Origin of the sequence: Photobacterium kishitanii, assembly GCF_000613045.3 — a bacterium.
GTDB lineage: Bacteria > Pseudomonadota > Gammaproteobacteria > Enterobacterales > Vibrionaceae > Photobacterium > Photobacterium kishitanii.
Genome location: NZ_LN794352.1, coordinates 142,096 through 166,684 on the forward strand (window position 1 = coordinate 142,096; position 24,589 = coordinate 166,684).

At 40.5% G+C, this 24,589-nt stretch carries 16 protein-coding genes; 3 read left to right on the forward strand and 13 right to left on the reverse strand.

The features are described from left to right. Window positions 1-170: 170 nt before the first annotated feature. The 11 genes from adiA (PPBDW_RS00850) to PPBDW_RS00900 all read right to left on the reverse strand — a co-directional run bounded on the left by adiA (PPBDW_RS00850) (window position 171) and on the right by PPBDW_RS00900 (window position 19,842). Entirely contained in the window at window positions 171-2,474 is a 2,304-nt protein-coding gene (adiA, locus tag PPBDW_RS00850) for an arginine decarboxylase (protein ID WP_036789216.1), read from the reverse strand. 185 nt (window positions 2,475-2,659) lie between these two features. Next, a complete protein-coding gene (potE, locus tag PPBDW_RS00855; RefSeq protein ID WP_036789218.1) occupies window positions 2,660-3,985 on the reverse strand; it encodes a putrescine-ornithine antiporter in 1,326 nt (441 codons plus the stop codon). A gap of 635 nt (window positions 3,986-4,620) precedes the next feature. Then, window positions 4,621-6,924: an arginine decarboxylase gene (adiA, locus tag PPBDW_RS00860; protein WP_107188719.1), complete on the reverse strand. Its 2,304-nt coding sequence runs from the start codon at window positions 6,922-6,924 to the stop codon at window positions 4,621-4,623. A 219-nt stretch (window positions 6,925-7,143) separates the two neighbouring features. Then, window positions 7,144-8,469 (reverse strand): putrescine-ornithine antiporter, encoded by a 1,326-nt coding sequence (gene potE, locus PPBDW_RS00865; protein WP_036789220.1) that lies wholly within the window; start codon window positions 8,467-8,469, stop codon window positions 7,144-7,146. Between the two features lie 653 nt (window positions 8,470-9,122). Continuing rightward, a complete protein-coding gene (adiA, locus tag PPBDW_RS00870) occupies window positions 9,123-11,426 on the reverse strand; it encodes an arginine decarboxylase (RefSeq protein WP_107188719.1) in 2,304 nt (767 codons plus the stop codon). Between the two features lie 213 nt (window positions 11,427-11,639). Then, complete coding sequence (gene potE, locus PPBDW_RS00875) at window positions 11,640-12,965, reverse strand: putrescine-ornithine antiporter (protein ID WP_036789223.1); 1,326 nt, start codon at window positions 12,963-12,965, stop codon at window positions 11,640-11,642. 654 nt (window positions 12,966-13,619) lie between these two features. Next, the gene (adiA, locus tag PPBDW_RS00880) at window positions 13,620-15,923 is read right to left on the reverse strand and encodes an arginine decarboxylase (protein ID WP_107188719.1); all 2,304 of its coding nucleotides are present in this window, start codon (window positions 15,921-15,923) and stop codon (window positions 13,620-13,622) included. 219 nt (window positions 15,924-16,142) lie between these two features. Then, window positions 16,143-17,468, reverse strand: a complete 1,326-nt coding sequence (gene potE / locus PPBDW_RS00885) for a putrescine-ornithine antiporter (RefSeq protein WP_036789220.1) — start codon at window positions 17,466-17,468, stop codon at window positions 16,143-16,145. 694 nt (window positions 17,469-18,162) lie between these two features. After that, window positions 18,163-18,630: an outer membrane lipoprotein gene (locus tag PPBDW_RS00890; protein ID WP_036789225.1), complete on the reverse strand. Its 468-nt coding sequence runs from the start codon at window positions 18,628-18,630 to the stop codon at window positions 18,163-18,165. A gap of 130 nt (window positions 18,631-18,760) precedes the next feature. Further along, the gene (locus PPBDW_RS00895) at window positions 18,761-19,342 is read right to left on the reverse strand and encodes a tRNA-uridine aminocarboxypropyltransferase (RefSeq protein ID WP_036789227.1); all 582 of its coding nucleotides are present in this window, start codon (window positions 19,340-19,342) and stop codon (window positions 18,761-18,763) included. An 80-nt stretch (window positions 19,343-19,422) separates the two neighbouring features. Next, complete coding sequence (locus PPBDW_RS00900) at window positions 19,423-19,842, reverse strand: hypothetical protein (protein ID WP_036789228.1); 420 nt, start codon at window positions 19,840-19,842, stop codon at window positions 19,423-19,425. A 61-nt stretch (window positions 19,843-19,903) separates the two neighbouring features. Between PPBDW_RS00900 and PPBDW_RS00905 the strand changes: the two genes are divergently transcribed. Then, window positions 19,904-20,362, forward strand: a complete 459-nt coding sequence (locus tag PPBDW_RS00905; RefSeq protein WP_036789230.1) for an EVE domain-containing protein — start codon at window positions 19,904-19,906, stop codon at window positions 20,360-20,362. A gap of 66 nt (window positions 20,363-20,428) precedes the next feature. Here PPBDW_RS00905 and PPBDW_RS00910 read toward each other — a convergent pair whose 3' ends face one another. Both PPBDW_RS00910 and PPBDW_RS00915 read right to left on the reverse strand, forming a co-directional pair. Continuing rightward, the gene (locus PPBDW_RS00910; protein ID WP_036789232.1) at window positions 20,429-21,232 is read right to left on the reverse strand and encodes a Cof-type HAD-IIB family hydrolase; all 804 of its coding nucleotides are present in this window, start codon (window positions 21,230-21,232) and stop codon (window positions 20,429-20,431) included. Between the two features lie 156 nt (window positions 21,233-21,388). Further along, entirely contained in the window at window positions 21,389-22,357 is a 969-nt protein-coding gene (locus tag PPBDW_RS00915) for an alpha/beta fold hydrolase (protein ID WP_036789235.1), read from the reverse strand. A 202-nt stretch (window positions 22,358-22,559) separates the two neighbouring features. Between PPBDW_RS00915 and rhtB the strand changes: the two genes are divergently transcribed. Both rhtB and PPBDW_RS00925 read left to right on the forward strand, forming a co-directional pair. Then, window positions 22,560-23,177, forward strand: coding sequence for a homoserine/homoserine lactone efflux protein (rhtB, locus tag PPBDW_RS00920; protein WP_036789236.1), 618 nt, complete (start codon window positions 22,560-22,562; stop codon window positions 23,175-23,177). Between the two features lie 93 nt (window positions 23,178-23,270). Continuing rightward, window positions 23,271-24,497 (forward strand): EAL and HDOD domain-containing protein, encoded by a 1,227-nt coding sequence (locus tag PPBDW_RS00925; RefSeq protein WP_036789238.1) that lies wholly within the window; start codon window positions 23,271-23,273, stop codon window positions 24,495-24,497. Window positions 24,498-24,589 lie beyond the last annotated feature (92 nt).

Here is a 24,589-nt window from a genome sequence, read left to right on the forward strand (position 1 = left end):
AAGGCCGGCATTTTTTATATGTAAAGCTTTAGCTATTGATGTTTATTGATTCAAATACCTGCACTTCCTGCACTTCCTGCACTTCCTGCACTTAAGTTATCGTGATAAAAAATCCCCCACAGTTACCCGTGGAGGATTGATAGGGGCGTCACGTTATCGCATGAGGCGATTTATAGTGCTTCTTTTTTAATACAAAGAACGTGGTATTTACCGTCTTCGATCTCTGCGCCTTCAGTTTCGTGTTCAAAACCAGGGAATTCAGCATCCCATGCTTCTAGTGCTTTCAAGTACTGGATTTGAGGACTGGTGGTATCACCGAAGTTCTCGCCACCCATAAGCATTGGAATACCTGGTGGGTAAGGAATAACCGAGTTTGCTGCAACACGACCGACTAGCTTGTCAGAAGGTACTAGTTCTACGTCATCAGATACTACGAACTGGTAAGCAGTACGTGGCTTCACTTCCATTTCTGGCAGGCTTGAGTAAGCTTGGTTAAGTACTTGGCTTGGGTTATGACGAACTAGATACTTGAACATTCGCTCACCAAGATCTCGTAAACCAAGGCCCGAGTAAGTTTGAGGTGAAGATGCCACTAGCTCTGGTAAGATTGTTTCTAACGCAGAGTTAGCATCGTAGTGACGCTTGAATGACAACAAGGTGTTGATCAAGGTGTCACGCTTACCTTTAGTAATACCCATTGAGAATAGAAACATTACTTGGAAGTCAGTGGTACGGGTTGGTACGATACCAAAGCGACCGAGGTATGCAGTGACAAGTGCTGCTGGAATACCGGTATTTAGGAACTGACCTTTATCATCAAGACCAGGAGTGAGTAGGCTAACTTTGATTGGATCAAGCATACACCAGTCATTGTCAATTTCGTCAAAGCCGTGCCACTTGTCACCAGGCGTTAATTTCCAGTTCTGTTGGATAGTCATTAGAGACTCAACAGAAGCATCTTCGAAATTAACTTTGTCACCGTTCATTTCAGTAACCGTTTCAGCGTTCCAAGGTTTGAAGAACCAGTCGTTTTCGCTAGTGTAATCGTTGAATAGTTGACGCATGCTTTGACGGAAGACGATCGCTTCGCGGTTAACTTCGTTAGTTAGCGATAGACCACTTTCACCCTTCATCATGTTCGCTGCAACATCGTTAGACGCACAGATTGCGTATAGTGGTGATGTTGATGTGTGCATCATGTAAGCTTGGTTGAAACGATCGAAGTTAATCGCGTTTTCGCCGTTACGTACGTGAATGTATGATGCTTGAGACAATGCATTCAATAACTTGTGCGTTGAGTGAGTCGCAAATACTGTTGGACCCGTGTGGTCTTTAGCATCGCCACGCATTGCGTAGTGACCCTTGTAGATAGGGTTAAAACGTGCGTAACCGAACCATGCTTCATCCATGTGAATACGGCTAGAGCTTTCGCCGAGTAGCGCTTCAGTCACTTCTGAGTGGTAACATAAACCGTCGTAAGTACAGTTAGTTACTACAGCGTAGCTGGCTTTTTTCTCATCAGCGTTGAAAGGAATGCCCGCATTTTTCGCTTTAAGGGCAATGCCTTCTTTGCTCATTTGAACTTTGCTGATTGGACCGATAATACCGTAGCAGTTACGGCTAGGCACCATGTAGATTGGACGCGCGCCCGTTAGGATCAGACCTTGCTCGATTGATTTATGACAGTTACGGTCACAAATAGCAATATCGTCATCTTTCATACATGCTTGCATGATAGTACGGTTTGAACCTGAAGTACCTACGATACCAGAGTAAGACTGGTGAGCACCGAAGATCTTAGCTGCTTCAACTTCTGAATCTTTAAATGCGCCGCTGTGGTCAAGTAATGAACCTAGTGCAGCACGCTCGATACCCATATCGGTACGGAACAAGTTTTCGCCGAAGAATTCAAAGAATTGGTTACCAGCAGGGGTCTTAGTAAAACCAATACCACCTTGGTGACCTGGAGCAGACCATGAGTACTCATGGATGTCGTTGTAGTGCATCATCGCTTTCATGAACGGTGGTAGCACTTGTGCACGGTAACGACGCATTGAAGCAACGATACGGCCAGCAACGAAATCAGCGGTGTCTTCTAGTACTGAATAACACTCGTCAACACGCTCCATTAATTGGCGGTTGTTAAGGATAGACGTACGAGCGCGTTCTGCTAATAGAAACACTGGCACTTCAGATTGACGTGCTTGCAGAGCACTGAGTAGGTCAACTTCTTCGTTCGAGCTAACGATTTGCTCTTCAGTTTTTTCAAGAGCTAATACTAGGCTATCAATTTGAGTTGATAGAATAACCGCACGTGCATCTTCATAAGATGTTGCAGTAATAATTTCGATACTGCGATTCTGTAGCTCTGTAATTAGTGATTTAGTTGCACGATCAGCAAAGCTATTTGGAGTAATATTTTGGTGTTCAATAACGAGAGCACGCATTTTGTTGGTTATATAGTTGTTGTTCATAATAACGCCTGAATAAAATGATTAATGGCTGATATGTTTTATGCTGACTTCATGAATATAAAGTAATAAAACGCTCAATCGAATTTTTAAGTAGGGAATAAATAAAGCTGGTTATTAATATCATTATTAATAGTAAGCGCATTTATTATTTATCCCCATTTTTGTTCTAGTTGGTTATTAATAAATTAACTTATTTTAATGTCGGGTTTAGTATCTCGTGCAGCAATGAAGCCGTAGAAGATATAACCCAGTAGTGTCAGAATGGTACCGCCAAATACTGCGGTTGCACCGCAGGCATAGACGCCATAGATACTGTAAAGAACAGCTAATGTCCCCACGGTTGCACCCAGACGGTATTGCTTTTTAGACACCATGTTCTTGCGAAGTAATACTTCAAGACCAGTCATCGATAGGATGTAAGGTACCATGTTAATAAATACTGCTAGGTTCAATAGCGCGTTGAACTGACTGATCAAGTTAGGAGAGATAGTCATTACCGCCAGTAAAATCTCAGCCGCTAGCATGATTAACATACCGGCAATGGGCACGCCTGCTTTGTTGGTTTTAGCAAAGATTTTAGGGAATAGACCTTCATCTGCTGCTGCTTTAGAAACCTGTGCGTTAGTGAACTGCCAGCCAAGTAGTGAGCCGATACATGCGATAACTGCTGCTAGGGTAACGATGTTACCTACAGTTGGGTTAAACATGTGGCTGAACACTAAACCAAATGGTGCTGTTGACGCTGATAATTCTGCGTTAGGAATAATACCTTGAATAACACCTGTTGATGCAATGTAAACAATTGCTGCGAAACCAGTACCAAACAATACTGCTAATGGTACGTTACGCTCTGGATTTTCAACCGCATCAGAGTTAGCACCTGCAGATTCAATACCTAGGAATGCCCATAAAGTCAGTGCGATACCAGAAGATACAGAGTGCATAGTTGTGTCGTGGTGTGGGTTCCATGCATTCATGAATGTTTGTGGATCGAACCACCACCAACCGATGATAGATAGACCCGCAACTGGAATAATGATACCCCAAACAGTGAATGCAGAGATTTGACCAGTGATTTTCGCACCGCCAAAGTTAGCCACCATAGTGAAGATAAGGATAGCAACTACACCGTAGAAAGTGTGGATAGGCGTATCAAGCCAGGGTATAAATGGTTTGATGTAACCTAACGCTGAAACGGCAATCGCAACACAGCTAATAACTAAACATACGTAGTAAGTGTAAGAAGAGATGAAGAAAGATGATTTTCCGTGTGCTTCTTCTGCGTAAGCTGACATACCGCCAGAGCGTTTACAAAATGCACCACATTTAGCAAATGTATAAGCAATACACATTGCGCCTAATGCAGTCACAACCCAAGATAGCATTGAAATTGCACCAACTTGCGCCAAGCTTGCTGGTAGCATAATAATACCGGAACCCATCATGTTAACTGCAACAAGTACAGTTAAGCCGACAAGACCCATTTTTTTAGTGTCTGTATCTGATGACATTATATTCACCTATGATTAGAAAGGAGATAAAGTTTATTAAAAAAGGATTTATCTTAATTTAAATAAATAGGTTCCATGGTGAATTATTTATTATGTAAGTAATAAAATTTAATTATTTCATTAGTAATAAAATAATTAAAATATAATTCTTTAACCATAAAAATTATATTTTAAAGTGAAGTCTTAATCTTTTACTCGACCTAATATAGGTGTATATTTTGTTAAAAACAAAATAATATAAATGGAATAAAAGATTTCATTTATGAGGTCGCGTGGTGTTTTTTGTATCGTTATTCGACCATATTATTTTAATATTGGCACCTAAAAGCTATTTTTTACTTTTTCATTTGATTGAAAAATCTTTTATTACAATAACTTGTAACAGTCACCTAGTGATAATATTGAAAGTAGCAGTTAGTGAATATTTATTCGCAAATATCAATGATAAATTCAAGTAAGTATTTAAAGGAATGTTTTTCGTCACAGATTAGAGAAATTTAATTTGTATTAAAAATAATTAAGTCTAAGTGAAATGCTTAGCTAGAATTTTTAATTGCTATTATAAGCGGTATAAAAAATCCCCCGCTATAATTAGCGAGGGATTGATAGGGTAGTCACATTATCGTGTTAGGCGATTATAGTGCGTCTTTTTTGATACAAAGAACGTGGTATTTACCGTCTTCGATCTCTGCACCTTCAGTTTCGTGTTCGAAACCAGGGAATTCAGCATCCCATGCTTCTAGTGCTTTCAAGTACTGGATTTGAGGACTTGTTTCGTCACCGAAGTTTTCACCACCCATTAGCATTGGAATGCCTGGTGGGTAAGGAATAACCGAGTTCGCTGCAACACGACCAACAAGCTTGTCAGAAGGTACTAGCTCTACGTCATCAGATACTACGAACTGGTAAGCAGTACGTGGCTTCACTTCCATTTCTGGCAGGCTTGAGTAAGCGTGGTTTAGTACTTGGCTTGGGTTATGACGTACTAGGTATTCAAACATCTTGTTACCAAGATCTTTAAGACCAAGACCGCGGTAAACTTCTGGAGCAGAAGCGACTAGCTCAGGCAGTAATGTTTCGATATCTGCGTTTGCATCGTAGTGACGCTTGAATGACAACAAGGTGTTGATCAAGGTGTCACGCTTACCTTTAGTAATACCCATTGAGAATAGGAACATTACTTGGAAGTCAGTGGTACGGGTTGGTACGATACCGAAACGACCTAGGTATGCAGTGACAAGTGCTGCTGGAACACCTGTTTCTAGGAAGTTACCGTTGTCGTCAAGCCCCGGAGTTAGCAAGCTCACTTTGATTGGATCAAGCATACACCAGTCATTGTCGATTTCGTCAAAGCCGTGCCACTTGTCGCCAGGTGTCAATTTCCAGTTCTGTTGGATAGTCATTAGAGACTCAACAGAAGCGTCTTCGAAATTAACTTTGTCACCGTTCATTTCGGTAACCGTTTCAGCGTTCCAAGGCTTGAAGAACCAATCGTTTTCAGCGGTGTAATCGTTGAATAGTTGACGCATGTTTTGACGGAAGATGATCGCTTCGCGGTTAACTTCGTTAGTTAGCGATAGACCACTTTCGCCTTTCATCATATTCGCAGCAACATCGTTAGACGCACAGATTGCGTATAGTGGTGATGTTGAAGTGTGCATCATGTAAGCTTGGTTGAAACGGTCAAAGTTGATTGCGTTTTCACCGTTACGTACGTGAATGTATGATGCTTGAGACAATGCATTCAATAATTTGTGCGTTGAGTGAGTCGCAAATACTGTTGGACCCGTGTGGTCTTTAGCATCGCCACGCATTGCGTAGTGACCTTTGTAGATAGGGTTAAAACGTGCGTAACCGAACCAAGCTTCGTCCATGTGAATACGGCTAGAGCTTTCGCCTAGTAGCGCTTCAGTCACTTCTGAGTGGTAACATAAACCGTCGTAAGTACAGTTAGTTACTACAGCGTAGCTGGCTTTTTTCTCATCAGCGTTGAAAGGAATGCCCGCATTTTTCGCTTTAAGGGCAATGCCTTCTTTGCTCATTTGAACTTTGCTGATTGGACCGATAATACCGTAGCAGTTACGGCTAGGCACCATGTAGATTGGACGCGCGCCCGTTAGGATCAGACCTTGCTCGATTGATTTGTGACAGTTACGGTCACAAATAGCGATGTCGTCATCTTTCATACATGCTTGCATGATAGTACGGTTTGAACCTGAAGTACCTACGATACCAGAGTAAGACTGGTGAGCACCGAAGATCTTAGCTGCTTCAACTTCTGAATCTTTAAATGCGCCGCTGTGGTCAAGTAATGAACCTAGTGCAGCACGCTCGATACCCATATCGGTACGGAACAAGTTTTCGCCGAAGAATTCAAAGAATTGGTTACCAGCAGGGGTCTTAGTAAAACCAATACCACCTTGGTGACCTGGAGCAGACCATGAGTACTCATGGATGTCGTTGTAGTGCATCATCGCTTTCATGAACGGTGGTAGCACTTGTGCACGGTAACGACGCATTGAAGCAACGATACGGCCAGCAACGAAATCAGCGGTGTCTTCTAGTACTGAATAACACTCGTCAACACGCTCCATTAATTGGCGGTTGTTAAGGATAGACGTACGAGCGCGTTCTGCTAGTAGAAATACTGGCACTTCAGATTGACGTGCTTGTAGTGCTGCTAACAAATCAACTTCTTCGTGAGAGTTAACGATTTGCTCTTCAGTTTTTTCAAGTGCTAATACTAGGCTATCAATTTGAGTTGATAGAATAACCGCACGTGCATCTTCATAAGAAGTCGCAGTGATGATTTCGATGGTACGGTTTTGTAGTTCAGCGATCAGTGACTTAGTTGCACGATCAGCAAAGCTATTTGGAGTAATGTTTTGGTGCTCAATAACGAGAGCACGCATTTTATTTGTACTATTATTGTTGTTCATAATAACGCCTGAATAAAATGATTGATAACAGATGTGTTTTACCGCGACATAAAAAATATGAAGTAATAAAAAGGTCTGTTTGAATATTTTAGAGAGGGAGTAAATAATACCATTTATTAATTAATAATTAACGCGTGACTTATTTATTATTTATTCCCATTTCCGTTCTAGCTAGTTATTAATAAATTTCTTTAGTATCGAATTTATTAAATTTTTAAATTAGTTTGCTTTAACTTCTGGTTTAGTATCTCGAGCAGCAATGAAGCCGTAGAAGATATAACCTAGTAGCGTCAAGATAGTACCGCCGAATACTGCGGTTGCACCACAAGCGTACACACCATAGATACTGTAAAGAACAGCTAATGTACCCACGGTTGCACCCAGACGGTATTGCTTTTTAGATACCATGTTCTTGCGAAGTAATACTTCAAGACCAGTCATCGATAGGATGTAAGGTACCATGTTAATAAATACTGCTAGGTTCAATAGCGCATTGAACTGACTGATCAAGTTAGGAGAGATAGTCATTACCGCCAGTAGAATCTCAGCAGCTAGCATGATTAACATACCGGCAATGGGCACGCCTGCTTTGTTGGTTTTAGCAAAGATTTTAGGGAATAGACCTTCATCTGCTGCTGCTTTAGAAACCTGTGCGTTAGTGAACTGCCAGCCAAGTAGTGAGCCGATACATGCGATAACTGCTGCTAGGGTAACGATGTTACCTACAGTTGGGTTAAACATGTGGCTGAACACTAAACCAAATGGTGCTGTTGACGCTGATAGTTCAGAGTTAGGAATAATACCCTGAATAACACCAGTTGATGCAATGTAGATGATCGCTGCGAAACCAGTACCAAACAATACTGCTAATGGTACGTTACGCTCTGGGTTTTCAACTGCATCAGAGTTAGCACCTGCAGATTCAATACCTAGGAATGCCCATAAAGTCAGTGCGATACCAGAAGATACAGAGTGCATAGTTGTGTCGTGGTGTGGGTTCCATGCATTCATGAATGTTTGTGGATCGAACCACCACCAACCGATGATAGATAGACCCGCAACTGGAATAATGATACCCCAAACAGTGAATGCAGAGATTTGACCAGTGATTTTCGCACCGCCAAAGTTAGCTACCATAGTGAAGATAAGGATAGCAACGACACCGAAGAAAGTGTGGATAGGTGTATCAAGCCAAGGCATAAATGGTTTGATGTAACCTAACGCTGAAACGGCAATCGCAACACAGCTAATAACTAAACACACGTAATAAGTGTAAGAAGAGATGAAGAAAGATGATTTTCCGTGTGCTTCTTCTGCGTAAGCTGACATACCGCCAGAGCGTTTACAAAATGCACCACATTTAGCAAATGTATAAGCAATACACATTGCGCCTAACGCGGTCACAATCCAAGATAACATAGAAATTGCACCAACTTGCGCCAAGCTTGCTGGTAGCATAATAATACCGGAACCCATCATGTTAACTGCAACAAGTACAGTTAAGCCGACAAGCCCCATTTTTTTAGTGCCAGTATCTGATGACATTATATTCACCTGTGATTAGTGGAATGATAAACCTTATTTAAATTAGAGCTTATCTTAATTGAAATAAAACCAAGTCCATGGTGAATTGTTTATTGTGAAAGTAATAAACACTTAAATATTTTATTAAATTTGTTTAGTAATAAAATAATTAAAATATAACTCTTTAACTGTAAACGTTATAAAAGTTATATTTTAAACCGAACTCTTAACCTTGTGTTCGAGACATATAATGCGCCGTTTTCATAAAAATAAAACCATAAAAACGGAATGAATCATTGCATTTTTAGTGACTACTGTCACATTGAGTATCGTTATTCTACCATTCCTTTCAAGAATGTGTCATTTGTTGCGTTTTTTTGCGATTAAACATCTTTTTTTACAATGGCTTGAGAAAGTTGTTATGGGTGGGAATTAAAGATAGATTAAATGTATGAACAATAGTTATGCATAAATACTGGGAACAAATTCACTATAAAATAAAGAAATATTTTTTATTGTTAGGTTAAGAAAAATTTAATTTGTATTTAAAATAATGCCGTCTAAGTAAAAAATGCTGATTAGGGCTCTAGATATATTGATTAGCAGGTATAAAAAAATCCCCCGCTATAATTAGCGAGGGATTGATAGGGTAGTCACATTATCGTGTTAGGCGATTATAGTGCGTCTTTTTTGATACAAAGAACGTGGTATTTACCGTCTTCGATCTCTGCACCTTCAGTTTCGTGTTCGAAACCAGGGAATTCAGCATCCCATGCTTCTAGTGCTTTCAAGTACTGGATTTGAGGACTTGTTTCGTCACCGAAGTTTTCGCCACCCATTAGCATTGGAATGCCTGGTGGGTAAGGAATAACCGAGTTCGCTGCAACACGACCAACAAGCTTGTCAGAAGGTACTAGCTCTACGTCATCAGATACTACGAACTGGTAAGCAGTACGTGGCTTCACTTCCATTTCTGGCAGGCTTGAGTAAGCGTGGTTTAGTACTTGGCTTGGGTTATGACGTACTAGGTATTCAAACATCTTGTTACCAAGATCTTTAAGACCAAGACCGCGGTAAACTTCTGGAGCAGAAGCGACTAGCTCAGGCAGTAATGTTTCGATATCTGCGTTTGCATCGTAGTGACGCTTGAATGACAACAAGGTGTTGATCAAGGTGTCACGCTTACCTTTAGTAATACCCATTGAGAATAGGAACATTACTTGGAAGTCAGTGGTACGGGTTGGTACGATACCGAAACGACCTAGGTATGCAGTGACAAGTGCTGCTGGAACACCTGTTTCTAGGAAGTTACCGTTGTCGTCAAGCCCCGGAGTTAGCAAGCTCACTTTGATTGGATCAAGCATACACCAGTCATTGTCGATTTCGTCAAAGCCGTGCCACTTGTCGCCAGGTGTCAATTTCCAGTTCTGTTGGATAGTCATTAGAGACTCAACAGAAGCGTCTTCGAAATTAACTTTGTCACCGTTCATTTCGGTAACCGTTTCAGCGTTCCAAGGCTTGAAGAACCAATCGTTTTCAGCGGTGTAATCGTTGAATAGTTGACGCATGTTTTGACGGAAGATGATCGCTTCGCGGTTAACTTCGTTAGTTAGCGATAGACCACTTTCGCCTTTCATCATATTCGCAGCAACATCGTTAGACGCACAGATTGCGTATAGTGGTGATGTTGAAGTGTGCATCATGTAAGCTTGGTTGAAACGGTCAAAGTTGATTGCGTTTTCACCGTTACGTACGTGAATGTATGATGCTTGAGACAATGCATTCAATAATTTGTGCGTTGAGTGAGTCGCAAATACTGTAGGACCCGTGTGGTCTTTAGCATCGCCACGCATTGCGTAGTGACCCTTGTAGATAGGGTTAAAACGTGCGTAACCGAACCAAGCTTCGTCCATGTGAATACGGCTAGAGCTTTCGCCTAGTAGCGCTTCAGTCACTTCTGAGTGGTAACATAAACCGTCGTAAGTACAGTTAGTTACTACAGCGTAGCTGGCTTTTTTCTCATCAGCGTTGAAAGGAATGCCCGCATTTTTCGCTTTAAGGGCAATGCCTTCTTTGCTCATTTGAACTTTGCTGATTGGACCGATAATACCGTAGCAGTTACGGCTAGGCACCATGTAGATTGGACGCGCGCCCGTTAGGATCAGACCTTGCTCGATTGATTTGTGACAGTTACGGTCACAAATAGCGATGTCGTCATCTTTCATACATGCTTGCATGATAGTACGGTTTGAACCTGAAGTACCTACGATACCAGAGTAAGACTGGTGAGCACCGAAGATCTTAGCTGCTTCAACTTCTGAATCTTTAAATGCGCCGCTGTGGTCAAGTAATGAACCTAGTGCAGCACGCTCGATACCCATATCGGTACGGAACAAGTTTTCGCCGAAGAATTCAAAGAATTGGTTACCAGCAGGGGTCTTAGTAAAACCAATACCACCTTGGTGACCTGGAGCAGACCATGAGTACTCATGGATGTCGTTGTAGTGCATCATCGCTTTCATGAACGGTGGTAGCACTTGTGCACGGTAACGACGCATTGAAGCAACGATACGGCCAGCAACGAAATCAGCGGTGTCTTCTAGTACTGAATAACACTCGTCAACACGCTCCATTAATTGGCGGTTGTTAAGGATAGACGTACGAGCGCGTTCTGCTAGTAGAAATACTGGCACTTCAGATTGACGTGCTTGTAGTGCTGCTAACAAATCAACTTCTTCGTGAGAGTTAACGATTTGCTCTTCAGTTTTTTCAAGTGCTAATACTAGGCTATCAATTTGAGTTGATAGAATAACCGCACGTGCATCTTCATAAGAAGTCGCAGTGATGATTTCGATGGTACGGTTTTGTAGTTCAGCGATCAGTGACTTAGTTGCACGATCAGCAAAGCTATTTGGAGTAATGTTTTGGTGCTCAATAACGAGAGCACGCATTTTATTTGTACTATTATTGTTGTTCATAATAATGCCTGAATAAAATGATTAATGGCAGATGTGTTTTACCGCGACATAAAAAATATGAAGTAATAAAGGTCTGACCGAATATTTTAGAAAGGGAATAAATAATGTCATTTATTAATTAATACGTGACTTATTTATTATTATTCCTATTTCCGTTCTTTCTAGCTAGTTATTAATAAATTTCTTTAGTATCGAATTTATTAAATTTTTAAATTAGTTTGCTTTAACTTCTGGTTTAGTATCTCGAGCAGCAATGAAGCCGTAGAAGATATAACCCAGTAGTGTCACGATAGTACCGCTAAATACTGCGGCTTCACCACAAGCGTACACACCATAGATACTGTAAAGAACAGCTAATGTACCCAGAGTTGCACCCAGACGGTATTGCTTTTTAGATACCATGTTCTTGCGAAGTAATACTTCAAGACCAGTCATCGATAGGACGTAAGGTATCATGTTAACAAATACTGCTAGATTCACTAGCGCGTTGAACTGATTGACCAAGTTAGGAGAGATAGTCATTACCGCTAGTAAGATCTCAATCGCTAGCATGATTAACATACCGTTAATTGGCACGCCTGCTTTGTTGGTTTTAGCAAAGATTTTAGGGAATAGACCTTCATCTGCTGCTGCTTTAGAAACCTGTGCGTTAGTGAACTGCCAGCCAAGTAGTGAGCCGATACATGCGATAACTGCTGCTATTGTAACGATGTTACCTACAGTCGGGTTAAACATGTAGCTGAACACTAAACCAAATGGTGCTGTTGATGCTGATAATTCTGCGTTAGGAATAATACCTTGAATAACACCTGTTGATGCAATGTAAAAAACCGCTGCGAAACCAGTACCAAACAATACTGCTAATGGTACGTTACGCTCTGGGTTTTCAACCGTATCAGAGGCAGCCCCCGCAGATTCAATACCTAGGAATGCCCATAAAGTCAGTGCGATACCTGCAGATACAGAGTGCATGGTTCCGGCGTGCTGTGGGTTCCATGCGTTCATGAATGTTTGTGGATCGAACCACCACCAACCGAGGATAGATAGACCCGCAACTGGAAGAATGATACCCCAAACAGTGACTGTAGCGATTTGACCAGTGATTTTCGCACCGCCAAAGTTAGCCACAACAGTGAAGATAAGGATAGCAACGACACCGAAGAAAGTGTGGATAGGTGTACCAAGCCAAGGCATAAATGGTTTGATGTAACCTAACGCTGAAACGGCAATCGCAACACAGCTAATAACTAAAGATATGTAATAAGTGTAAGAAGAGATGAAGAAAGATGATTTTCCGTGTGCTTCTTCTGAGTAAGCTGACATACCGCCAGAGCGTTTACAAAATGCACCACATTTAGCAAATGTATAAGCAATACACATTGAGCCTAATGCAGTTACAACCCAAGATAACATCGAAATTGCACCAACTTGCGCCAAGCTTGCTGGTAGCATAATAATACCGGAACCCATCATGTTAACTGCAACAAGTACAGTTAAGCCGACAAGCCCCATTTTTTTAGTGCCAGTATCTGATGACATTATATTCACCTGTGATTAGTGGAATGATAAACCTTATTTAAATTAGAGCTTATCTTAATTGAAATAAAACCAAGTCCATGGTGAATTGTTTATTGTGAAAGTAATAAACACTTAAATATTTTATTAAATTTGTTTAGTAATAAAATAATTAAAATATAACTCTTTAACTGTAAACGTTATAAAAGTTATATTTTAAACCGAACTCTTAACCTTGTTTTCGAGACATATAATGCCCCGTTTCCATGAAAATAAAACCATAAAAACGGAATGAAGCATTGCATTTTTAGTGATTACTGTCACATTGAGTATCGTTATTCGACCATTCCTTTAAGAATATTTCATTTATCGCGTTTTTTTTTGCGATTAAACATCTTTATTTACAATAGCTTGAGAAAGTTGTTATGGGTGGGAATTAAAGATAGATTAAATGTGCGGGTGATATTTATGCATAAATATTGGAAATAAATTCACTGCGAGATAAAGACGTATTTTTTTATTGTTAGGTTAAGAGAAATTTAATTTATATTTTAAATAATGCCGTCTAAGTAAAAATGCTGATTAGGGCTCTAGATATATTGATTAGCAGGTATAAAAAAATCCCCCGCTATAATTAGCGAGGGATTGATAGGGTAGTCACATTATCGTGTTAGGCGATTATAGTGCGTCTTTTTTGATACAAAGAACGTGGTATTTACCGTCTTCGATCTCTGCACCTTCAGTTTCGTGTTCGAAACCAGGGAATTCAGCATCCCATGCTTCTAGTGCTTTCAAGTACTGGATTTGAGGACTTGTTTCGTCACCGAAGTTTTCGCCACCCATTAGCATTGGAATGCCTGGTGGGTAAGGAATAACCGAGTTCGCTGCAACACGACCAACAAGCTTGTCAGAAGGTACTAGCTCTACGTCATCAGATACTACGAACTGGTAAGCAGTACGTGGCTTCACTTCCATTTCTGGCAGGCTTGAGTAAGCGTGGTTTAGTACTTGGCTTGGGTTATGACGTACTAGGTATTCAAACATCTTGTTACCAAGATCTTTAAGACCAAGACCGCGGTAAACTTCTGGAGCAGAAGCGACTAGCTCAGGCAGTAATGTTTCGATATCTGCGTTTGCATCGTAGTGACGCTTGAATGACAATAAGGTGTTGATCAAGGTGTCACGCTTACCTTTAGTAATACCCATTGAGAATAGGAACATTACTTGGAAGTCAGTGGTACGGGTTGGTACGATACCGAAACGACCTAGGTATGCAGTGACAAGTGCTGCTGGAACACCTGTTTCTAGGAAGTTACCGTTGTCGTCAAGCCCCGGAGTTAGCAAGCTCACTTTGATTGGATCAAGCATACACCAGTCATTGTCGATTTCGTCAAAGCCGTGCCACTTGTCGCCAGGTGTCAATTTCCAGTTCTGTTGGATAGTCATTAGAGACTCAACAGAAGCGTCTTCGAAATTAACTTTGTCACCGTTCATTTCGGTAACCGTTTCAGCGTTCCAAGGCTTGAAGAACCAATCGTTTTCAGCGGTGTAATCGTTGAATAGTTGACGCATGTTTTGACGGAAGATGATCGCTTCGCGGTTAACTTCGTTAGTTAGCGATAGACCACTTTCGCCTTTCATCATATTCGCAGCAACATCGTTAGACGCACAGATTGCGTATAGTGGTGATGTTGAAGTGTGCATCATGTAAGCTTGGTTGAAACGGTCAAAGTTGATTGCGTTTTCACCGTTACGTACGTGAATGTATGATGCTTGAGACAATGCATTCAATAATTTGTGCGTTGAGTGAGTCGCAAATACTGTAGGACCCGTGTGGTCTTTAGCATCGCCACGCATTGCGTAGTGACCCTTGTAGATAGGGTTAAAACGTGCGTAACCGAACCAAGCTTCGTCCATGTGAATACGGCTAGAGCTTTCGCCTAGTAGCGCTTCAGTCACTTCTGAGTGGTAACATAAACCGTCGTAAGTACAGTTAGTTACTACAGCGTAGCTGGCTTTTTTCTCATCAGCGTTGAAAGGAATGCCCGCATTTTTCGCTTTAAGGGCAATGCCTTCTTTGCTCATTTGAACTTTGCTGATTGGACCGATAATACCGTAGCAGTTACGGCTAGGCACCATGTAGATTGGACGCGCGCCCGTTAGGATCAGACCTTGCTCGATTGATTTGTGACAGTTACGGTCACAAATAGCGATGTCGTCATCTTTCATACATGCTTGCATGATAGTACGGTTTGAACCTGAAGTACCTACGATACCAGAGTAAGACTGGTGAGCACCGAAGATCTTAGCTGCTTCAACTTCTGAATCTTTAAATGCGCCGCTGTGGTCAAGTAATGAACCTAGTGCAGCACGCTCGATACCCATATCGGTACGGAACAAGTTTTCGCCGAAGAATTCAAAGAATTGGTTACCAGCAGGGGTCTTAGTAAAACCAATACCACCTTGGTGACCTGGAGCAGACCATGAGTACTCATGGATGTCGTTGTAGTGCATCATCGCTTTCATGAACGGTGGTAGCACTTGTGCACGGTAACGACGCATTGAAGCAACGATACGGCCAGCAACGAAATCAGCGGTGTCTTCTAGTACTGAATAACACTCGTCAACACGCTCCATTAATTGGCGGTTGTTAAGGATAGACGTACGAGCGCGTTCTGCTAGTAGAAATACTGGCACTTCAGATTGACGTGCTTGTAGTGCTGCTAACAAATCAACTTCTTCGTGAGAGTTAACGATTTGCTCTTCAGTTTTTTCAAGTGCTAATACTAGGCTATCAATTTGAGTTGATAGAATAACCGCACGTGCATCTTCATAAGAAGTCGCAGTGATGATTTCGATGGTACGGTTTTGTAGTTCAGCGATCAGTGACTTAGTTGCACGATCAGCAAAGCTATTTGGAGTAATGTTTTGGTGCTCAATAACGAGAGCACGCATTTTATTTGTACTATTATTGTTGTTCATAATAACGCCTGAATAAAATGATTGATAACAGATGTGTTTTACCGCGACATAAAAAATATGAAGTAATAAAAAGGTCTGTTTGAATATTTTAGAGAGGGAGTAAATAATACCATTTATTAATTAATAATTAACGCGTGACTTATTTATTATTTATTCCCATTTCCGTTCTAGCTAGTTATTAATAAATTTCTTTAGTATCGAATTTATTAAATTTTTAAATTAGTTTGCTTTAACTTCTGGTTTAGTATCTCGAGCAGCAATGAAGCCGTAGAAGATATAACCTAGTAGCGTCAAGATAGTACCGCCGAATACTGCGGTTGCACCACAAGCGTACACACCATAGATACTGTAAAGAACAGCTAATGTACCCACGGTTGCACCCAGACGGTATTGCTTTTTAGATACCATGTTCTTGCGAAGTAATACTTCAAGACCAGTCATCGATAGGATGTAAGGTACCATGTTAATAAATACTGCTAGGTTCAATAGCGCATTGAACTGACTGATCAAGTTAGGAGAGATAGTCATTACCGCCAGTAGAATCTCAGCAGCTAGCATGATTAACATACCGGCAATGGGCACGCCTGCTTTGTTGGTTTTAGCAAAGATTTTAGGGAATAGACCTTCATCTGCTGCTGCTTTAGAAACCTGTGCGTTAGTGAACTGCCAGCCAAGTAGTGAGCCGATACATGCGATAACTGCTGCTAGGGTAACGATGTTACCTACAGTTGGGTTAAACATGTGGCTGAACACTAAACCAAATGGTGCTGTTGACGCTGATAGTTCAGAGTTAGGAATAATACCCTGAATAACACCAGTTGATGCAATGTAGATGATCGCTGCGAAACCAGTACCAAACAATACTGCTAATGGTACGTTACGCTCTGGGTTTTCAACTGCATCAGAGTTAGCACCTGCAGATTCAATACCTAGGAATGCCCATAAAGTCAGTGCGATACCAGAAGATACAGAGTGCATAGTTGTGTCGTGGTGTGGGTTCCATGCATTCATGAATGTTTGTGGATCGAACCACCACCAACCGATGATAGATAGACCCGCAACTGGAATAATGATACCCCAAACAGTGAATGCAGAGATTTGACCAGTGATTTTCGCACCGCCAAAGTTAGCTACCATAGTGAAGATAAGGATAGCAACGACACCGAAGAAAGTGTGGATAGGTGTATCAAGCCAAGGCATAAATGGTTTGATGTAACCTAACGCTGAAACGGCAATCGCAACACAGCTAATAACTAAACACACGTAATAAGTGTAAGAAGAGATGAAGAAAGATGATTTTCCGTGTGCTTCTTCTGCGTAAGCTGACATACCGCCAGAGCGTTTACAAAATGCACCACATTTAGCAAATGTATAAGCAATACACATTGCGCCTAACGCGGTCACAATCCAAGATAACATAGAAATTGCACCAACTTGCGCCAAGCTTGCTGGTAGCATAATAATACCGGAACCCATCATGTTAACTGCAACAAGTACAGTTAAGCCGACAAGCCCCATTTTTTTAGTGCCAGTATCTGATGACATTATATTCACCTATGATTAGGAAGGATATAAACGCTATTTACATAGTTTATTTATCGTAATGAAAATAAAGTCATGCGGATTAAATAATATAAAGAAAAAGTAATAGTTAAATTATTTTTTTGATTGTCTTACCTAACCAAAAAAATAAATTAAAGATACTTTATTCTATCGTTATTACTTAATTGCATCACCGTTTAGCTATTTAACGAGTGCTATGATGCTGCTATTTTGATAAAAAAAAAACCGTAAAAGCGCAAAGAAACGTTGCATATTTAGAGTGTAAATTAATAAAGAGTATCGTTATTCGATCGCTTAATTGCGTGAAAATTGATATTTCATTACTAACCAATCAGCCATATCAATCAAAAGACCATTAATAACAGTGGCTTGAAATTCTCATCTGGTGGTATTTATAATACAAATCATGGTTATCTTGCTATGAGCATAAAATAGTTATGCATTAATTGTGATGTTACATGTTTTATGGTTTAGAAGGTTTTTTTTTAAATAATCATAAACAATAACCTGTGATGACGATTTAGCTCTAAATAAAGGCAATGTGAGTCAATAAATACAAGGTATGGCGATTGTTACGATCAAAATCGAGGGCAAAGTTGTGAGATTAAGTATGAAGGAAACTGTAAATAATAAAAAAGGAGCTAATGCTCCTTTTTGTAAACTAATGCTGTTGTGATTAAGCTGGAGTAACTCGTGAAGTGCCGTCATCACTAAGATTGACTTGTACACGCTCACCGGCATGAAACATCACTTGTGGATTGACTTGTTGCACGATAGAAACGGTGCGACCGCTGTCCATTTTGATGGTTAAGTTAACGCCGTTGCGTTTTGTGGCTTGGTTACCCGCTTCATTACCTAAGAAGCCACCTAACAATGCGCCACCAATAGTCGCTATTTCTGCACCTTTACCGCCGCCGACACCAGAACCAAGAATGCCACCAATAGCGCCCCCTGCTAATGTACCAATGCCATTACCATTACCATTTAGGGTAACGGCTTGCGTACGTACTACAGTACCATAGTAGACCTGTTGCATTTGACGGGCGTCATTTACATTGTAGGCATTGCCATAAGGGTTTGCAGCACAGCCAGCAAGACCTAAGGTTGAGGCTATGATGACAACAGCTAGAATTTTGGTTTTCATGGTATATGCTTCACTAAAAATACGGTGTATAAAATGGTTGTCGCTAATCTGAGCCTTTTTATTTAGAAAATAAAGCGGTAAATCTGATATTACAAAAACAACTATTCGTGTGATTTAAGTTATTGAGTGCTTATTTTGCATGACCACTTTTATCGGCATGGTAGGTATCAATAAAGTGATTAAAATAGGTTTGTAGTTGCTCTGCTGCTTGGTGTTGTTGTAAGAGTACTAATAATTCAATCCCGACCTCACAAGTGCAAAGGTGTCCTGGTTGTTGATTGCGACGCAAAGCATAACTTGATGACTGTTGCGGCGTTAAAGCAAGTCGAGGTAATTGGTTTAGCCACGGACTTTTACGGACCATTTTGCGTGCTTCTTGCCAAGTTGCATCAAGAATAATTAATAATATTTTAGCGTTATTTGCTGCTGGTAGTGTTAAAGACATCGCAGGATGTTGTTCATCACTAGGAAAGACTAACCAAGCTTGATAGTGAGGATCTTGTAATTGATCTAATAATGCTTGCGGCGGCTGTGTACGGTGCCAAATTTCAACTCGACAACTGGGTAAGGTGCGAGTCATTAGCACACCCGTATTGGTATCTTTGCTGCATTCGCGGGTATGGGTAAGCAGTACAAAGTCGGCCGTTGATTGTAATTGCGGTTCGAGAGCGCAAATACAATTAAATTTAAACCCGCAACGCTGACAAGCCATATTTTTCTCGTGATCAATAATAAAGGTGGCAGTGTGGCATAACGCCACCTTTGAGTCACGATAGAGAATAATATTAGCGTTTATTGACGTTGGAGAATTAACCCTTCGACACCTAATTGATAAGTTTGACCATCTACTGTTTCTTGCTGAGTGCTTAATTGCTCACTGTGGGGATCATAACTATAAATACGTTCGCTATTTAAAGGTCGTCCTTGGTGGGTCGTCATAGTAACTTTGACACTGGTTGGATTAATTGCTTGCCAATGCCCTGTTTCTAATAAATCAGGATCGCCATTAGTATAAGTGTAAGTCGTTGTTGCTGCATGATCATCTGCTAAGTGAAGATGTGTAGTTAATCCCATCTCGGTATCACTTTTATAGTTACCCACCCATTGTGACTCTGCAGGATCGCTTTTAAAAGCAGCGGGCATCCAGCTGGCACAGCCCGATAATGTGGTTGCAGCTAATAGTAGGGCAAGTGATAAGCGTGGGTATGTCATTATGTACTCTCTATGGTAGGCTCAATTTCAACATTGAAATTAGCGTAATTAGGGGAAATCCATGGCGTATTGGTTATTTAAAACCGAACCAGATACCTTTTCAATAGACACTTTAAAACAACAAAAAGTTTCACCGTGGGAAGGTGTTCGTAATTATCAGGCTCGAAATATGCTTCGGGATGAGATTAAATGTGGTGATCAGGTCTTAATTTACCATTCTTCTTGTAAAGATATTGGTGTGGTTGGAATCGCCAAGGTTGTCAAAGAGGCCTACCCAGATCACTTCCAATTTGAACCGACAAGTGCTTATTTTGACCCTAAAGCGACGCGTGAAAACCCACCGTGGATGATGGTTGATATCGAATATCAGCAACATCTAAGATTAGTAAGTTTAGCACGAATGAAAAAAACGCTGGAATTAGCGGAGATGCCATTAGTGAAAAGAGGTAATCGGCTCAGTGTGATGCCGGTAACATCAGCTCAGTGGCAGCATATATTGACGATGACAGGCCAGTTTTGAGAAAAAGCAGTGACAACAATAGGGTACTATAGTTGTCATCGCTTTAGATTGGCAGTATTAATAAAATCACTTTGTTAACAGGTGTTGCTCTAAATAATGCGCTACAGCTTCGTCGGCGTTAGAGCCAATAACTTCATTATTAGGCAATGCTAATTTGACCTTATCATGGGAAGTGCTCATCACTAGCCCTTTACCCGCCATTGCTAGCATTTCAGCATCATTCATGCCATCACCAAAGGCAATACAATCTGCTAATTGGTAGCCAAGAGCTTCAGCTACAGCTTTAAGTGCGTGGCCTTTTGATACGCCAGCATCCATAACTTCAAGGCACCATGGCGTAGAAAATGCAATATTGGCTTTGTCACCAAAGTTATCATTAAATATTTGTTCCCATTTCGCCAGTGCATCGTGATCGCCATCTTCGCGAGTAAAGAATACCTTAGCAACGTCATCTACTGGTGGGTTATTAATATCAAATAATTGATAACTAAAACTGTCATGGAATTCTTTTAATTGCTCATTGTCATGATTGAGTAGCCACTGATCACCACGGTACATATGAATATGTAAGGCTGGATCATCTTTAGCTAATTCAATCACGCCACGAATAACTTCAGCGCTGAGGTTTTGTTGAAAGACTAATTCGCCTTGAGTGTTATGCACGCGTGCGCCATTGGAAGTGATCATATAAGCGGGAATGGCTAATTTTTCACGTATCTCTGCGACATCAATATGATGGCGACCAGTTGCAAACACGAAATTTATTTTTTGTTGAGCAAGGCGCTGTAATACATCACGAGTAAATGGCGCAATTTTATGATCGGGATTTAGTAACGTACCATCTAAATCTGAAGCAACAATTTGATACATGAAGGCTCTCAATAAACAGAAAGATTAAAGATAACGAGATCTAATATGAGTCGCTAATTTTAAACCACAATGAGAGATAAAAAGGGGTTATTGTTAGTAATAAATATTTCCGTTTTTATTTTTGTGATGGCATAGCCTTTTTTAGGCTATTTACTGTTATGACACCGCAAAGTGGTTGCAAATTTCAGTTAAGGCAATATTACGATACTGATCACTTTCAAATAATAATTCGTGGCGTGCGTTAGCGATAGTGATTAATCGACTATAGTGCGGTGTTTGTTGGCAAAAGTGGCGGTGGGATTGATTGTCAACAATGCGATCAGCACTACCTTGTAATACCAAGGTTGGGGTAGTGATATTTTTCGCCTCAGCAATACTGGCACGAGCACCAATAATACTTTGCCATACCCAGCGATTACTGGCACCACCTAAGCGTAATTGGGGATATTGTTGGTAGAGATTTTTAAACCATTGAAAGCGTATTTCGCTGTGTGTCAGTGGATTATTAACAAATGGTTTTGAGTAATAAGGCCGTTGGCCTGGCGCATAAGTGGGCAGACGATGAATACGATCATTGAAGCGTGCTAATGGCTCAGCAAAAAAGCGTAAACTTGGTTTGAGATAGATGCCATGCATTGGTGCACTTAATGCGGCGCGGTCAAACAGTTTAGGATAGCGCGCAAGGAGTAAACTACTAATAGTTCCCCCCATCGAGTGGCCTAATAGGAACTGATGTTGGTAGCCTTGCGGTTTGACAATATCAGTAATAAAAGTGTGTAGGTCATTAACATAATCATTAAAGTGGCCGACATACCCCATTTCAGTATCGGCGGTTAGTCGTTGTGACATACCTTGACCACGGTGATCGAGGGCATAAATATGATAGCCCTGATTAACTAAATCAAAAAAAAGCTCTTGGTATTTGTAATAACTTTCAATGCGGCCATTCACTATTACAATTACTTTATTACTGTGGCCCGGCGTTAAACTTACCCAACTTAACTGGCAGTCATTAATACCTTGCAATGTACCTTGATGCCGTTGTTGCCACAGTGCAGCGATCGGGCCTGCCATCATATTACTGAAGGTTGCTTCTTGTGAAAAATGCAGGGCAGAGCTGGTCATAACGTTTCCGAAAGTTGTGAACTATGAGGCAAAGTATTGAATGATATTTACGACGATAAGCTATCTCGTTGCTTATTATCATCTTTGCCAGTATACATTATTTATTGTCAGTAGCGTAACGAAGCAATTAGTTGCTTGTTAATCAAGCTTCAAGGTATAACAACATTTTTTAACTGTTTAATATAATAATAAAGGAATATAAATGAGTGTTGAGATCTGGCTTGCCTACGTTGTTGCTGCAATCGTCTTTAGTTTCGCGCCTGGCTCTGGCACCGTAAATTCAATCAGTAATGGTATGGTATATGGCTGGCGTAAGTCATTAGCATCAATTGTTGGTTTGCAATTGGGAATGGCTGTTCATATCGTATTAGTTGGGGTTGGGTTAGGCGCATTAGTTGCTCAATCGGCATTAGCCTTTACCGTGATTAAATGGGTCGGTGTTGGCTATTTGGTGTGGTTAGGTATTCAAAAATGGCGCGAACAGAGCACGTTGGCAATTGAGAATGTCGATAAGTCAGTGACGAGTGGGTGTTTATTTCGACGAGCAGTGTTGGTGAATTTGACTAACCCTAAAACTATCGTTTTTTTAGTGGCTTTATTCCCTCAATTTATTAATGCCGCTCAACCACAATTACCGCAACTATTGATCTTAGGGGTGACAACATTGGTTATTGATGCCTGTGTAATGATGTTTTATGTCTGTTTGGCGTCTCGTTTTACCGGTTATATTCGCTCTGCAACAGTAATGACACGCCTTAATCGTATTTTTGGTTCGATGTTTATTGGCTGTGGGGCATTACTTGCTTTAGCGCGTGCATAGATCAAGATAACCAACATAAATCAATTGCAATAATGTCTTTTATTGCAATTGATAATAGATCGTTAATCACTGTAGTCGAAAGGTATCATTACCATGTTTTCTTATGTTGCTCGCCAACCTATTTTTAATCGTCGTCAGCAGACGATTGGTCATGAATTATTATTTCGTGATGGTGAGTGTAATGCCTTTCCGAATATTGATGCTAATGAGGCAACATGTCGGCTGGTGCTGGAAAACTATATGGCAATTGGTGATGATCGTGCTTATAAAGGTCAACGGAATTTTATTAATTTTCCGCAAAACTGTTTAGTTAATTTAATGCCACTATTGTTACCCAAGCATAAAGTTGTTATCGAAATTTTAGAGACTTGCATCCCCGATGATGCGTTGTTTTTAGCAATAAAACATCTTTACAATAAAGGTTATATTATTGCGTTAGATGATTTTGAATATGATATTAGATGGCAACGTTTCTTTCGTTATGTCCATATTATTAAACTTGATTTATTAGTGCTTGGCATAGAAAGAGCTTGTGATTTTGTACGTAATAATCGTCACATGAAAGTAAAGTTTTTAGCTGAAAAAGTTGAAACGTATGCTGATTTTCAAACCTCGCTTATGGCGGGGTTTGATCTTTTTCAAGGCTATTATTTTAGTCGCCCAGAACTTCTAAAACGGCGTAAAGTTGCTGCTTCTGAATTAACCACTATTCAATTATTACAAGCTATTAGTCGTGAGCCAGTTAATTTCACTGATATCGAAACGATTATTAGTAGTGATGTTTCATTGTCTTATTTATTACTCCGTTATGTGAATCATACTAACCATCGATTGATTGAGCCAATCAGTTCATTTCATCAGGCGCTGGTGTATTTAGGCGAGGAAAAATTACGGATGTTTGTTGGCATGGTGGCGACTGCCCATGCTGCATTAGATAAACCTAAAGCGTTATATGCATTGTCATTGCAACGTGCAAAAATGTGTGAAAAATTAGTTGATTACAGTTTGTTAATTATACCGACAGAGCAGGCATTTTTGGCGGGTATGTTTTCATTATTGGATGCGTTATTAGATAGTTCGTTAGCTGATCTGTTAGTGCTATTAAAGTTACAACCTAATATTCAGGCGGCACTATTACATCGACAAGGGGAGCTGGGACAAGTATTAAATTTAGTTGATGCCTTTGATAAAGCAGACTGGCAGCAAGTAATGACAGAATGTCGCGGATTAGGCCTATCAGGACAACAAGTGCAAGATAGTTATTTACAAGCTGTTGTATGGGCTGAAAAGTGTGCTCAACTTGATGGCGGACGAAAATAAAAAAACGGGGCCATAAAGACCCCAAAAGAACCATATAATGTATTGCAGTAGTCAGGCGGGTCGCCTTAGATAAATATACCCACATCACATAA

Excerpts from the sequence above, each read along its gene's own strand:
- adiA (WP_036789216.1), bottom strand. The coding sequence starts at position 2,474 with ATGAACAACAACTATATAACCAACAAAATGCGTGCTCTCGTTATTGAA.
- potE (WP_036789218.1), bottom strand. The coding sequence starts at position 3,985 with ATGTCATCAGATACAGACACTAAAAAAATGGGTCTTGTCGGCTTAACT.
- adiA (WP_107188719.1), bottom strand. The coding sequence starts at position 6,924 with ATGAACAACAATAATAGTACAAATAAAATGCGTGCTCTCGTTATTGAG.
- potE (WP_036789220.1), bottom strand. The coding sequence starts at position 8,469 with ATGTCATCAGATACTGGCACTAAAAAAATGGGGCTTGTCGGCTTAACT.
- adiA (WP_107188719.1), bottom strand. The coding sequence starts at position 11,426 with ATGAACAACAATAATAGTACAAATAAAATGCGTGCTCTCGTTATTGAG.
- potE (WP_036789223.1), bottom strand. The coding sequence starts at position 12,965 with ATGTCATCAGATACTGGCACTAAAAAAATGGGGCTTGTCGGCTTAACT.
- adiA (WP_107188719.1), bottom strand. The coding sequence starts at position 15,923 with ATGAACAACAATAATAGTACAAATAAAATGCGTGCTCTCGTTATTGAG.
- potE (WP_036789220.1), bottom strand. The coding sequence starts at position 17,468 with ATGTCATCAGATACTGGCACTAAAAAAATGGGGCTTGTCGGCTTAACT.
- PPBDW_RS00890 (WP_036789225.1), bottom strand. The coding sequence starts at position 18,630 with ATGAAAACCAAAATTCTAGCTGTTGTCATCATAGCCTCAACCTTAGGT.
- PPBDW_RS00895 (WP_036789227.1), bottom strand. The coding sequence starts at position 19,342 with ATGGCTTGTCAGCGTTGCGGGTTTAAATTTAATTGTATTTGCGCTCTC.
- PPBDW_RS00900 (WP_036789228.1), bottom strand. The coding sequence starts at position 19,842 with ATGACATACCCACGCTTATCACTTGCCCTACTATTAGCTGCAACCACA.
- PPBDW_RS00905 (WP_036789230.1), top strand. The coding sequence starts at position 19,904 with ATGGCGTATTGGTTATTTAAAACCGAACCAGATACCTTTTCAATAGAC.
- PPBDW_RS00910 (WP_036789232.1), bottom strand. The coding sequence starts at position 21,232 with ATGTATCAAATTGTTGCTTCAGATTTAGATGGTACGTTACTAAATCCC.
- PPBDW_RS00915 (WP_036789235.1), bottom strand. The coding sequence starts at position 22,357 with ATGACCAGCTCTGCCCTGCATTTTTCACAAGAAGCAACCTTCAGTAAT.
- rhtB (WP_036789236.1), top strand. The coding sequence starts at position 22,560 with ATGAGTGTTGAGATCTGGCTTGCCTACGTTGTTGCTGCAATCGTCTTT.
- PPBDW_RS00925 (WP_036789238.1), top strand. The coding sequence starts at position 23,271 with ATGTTTTCTTATGTTGCTCGCCAACCTATTTTTAATCGTCGTCAGCAG.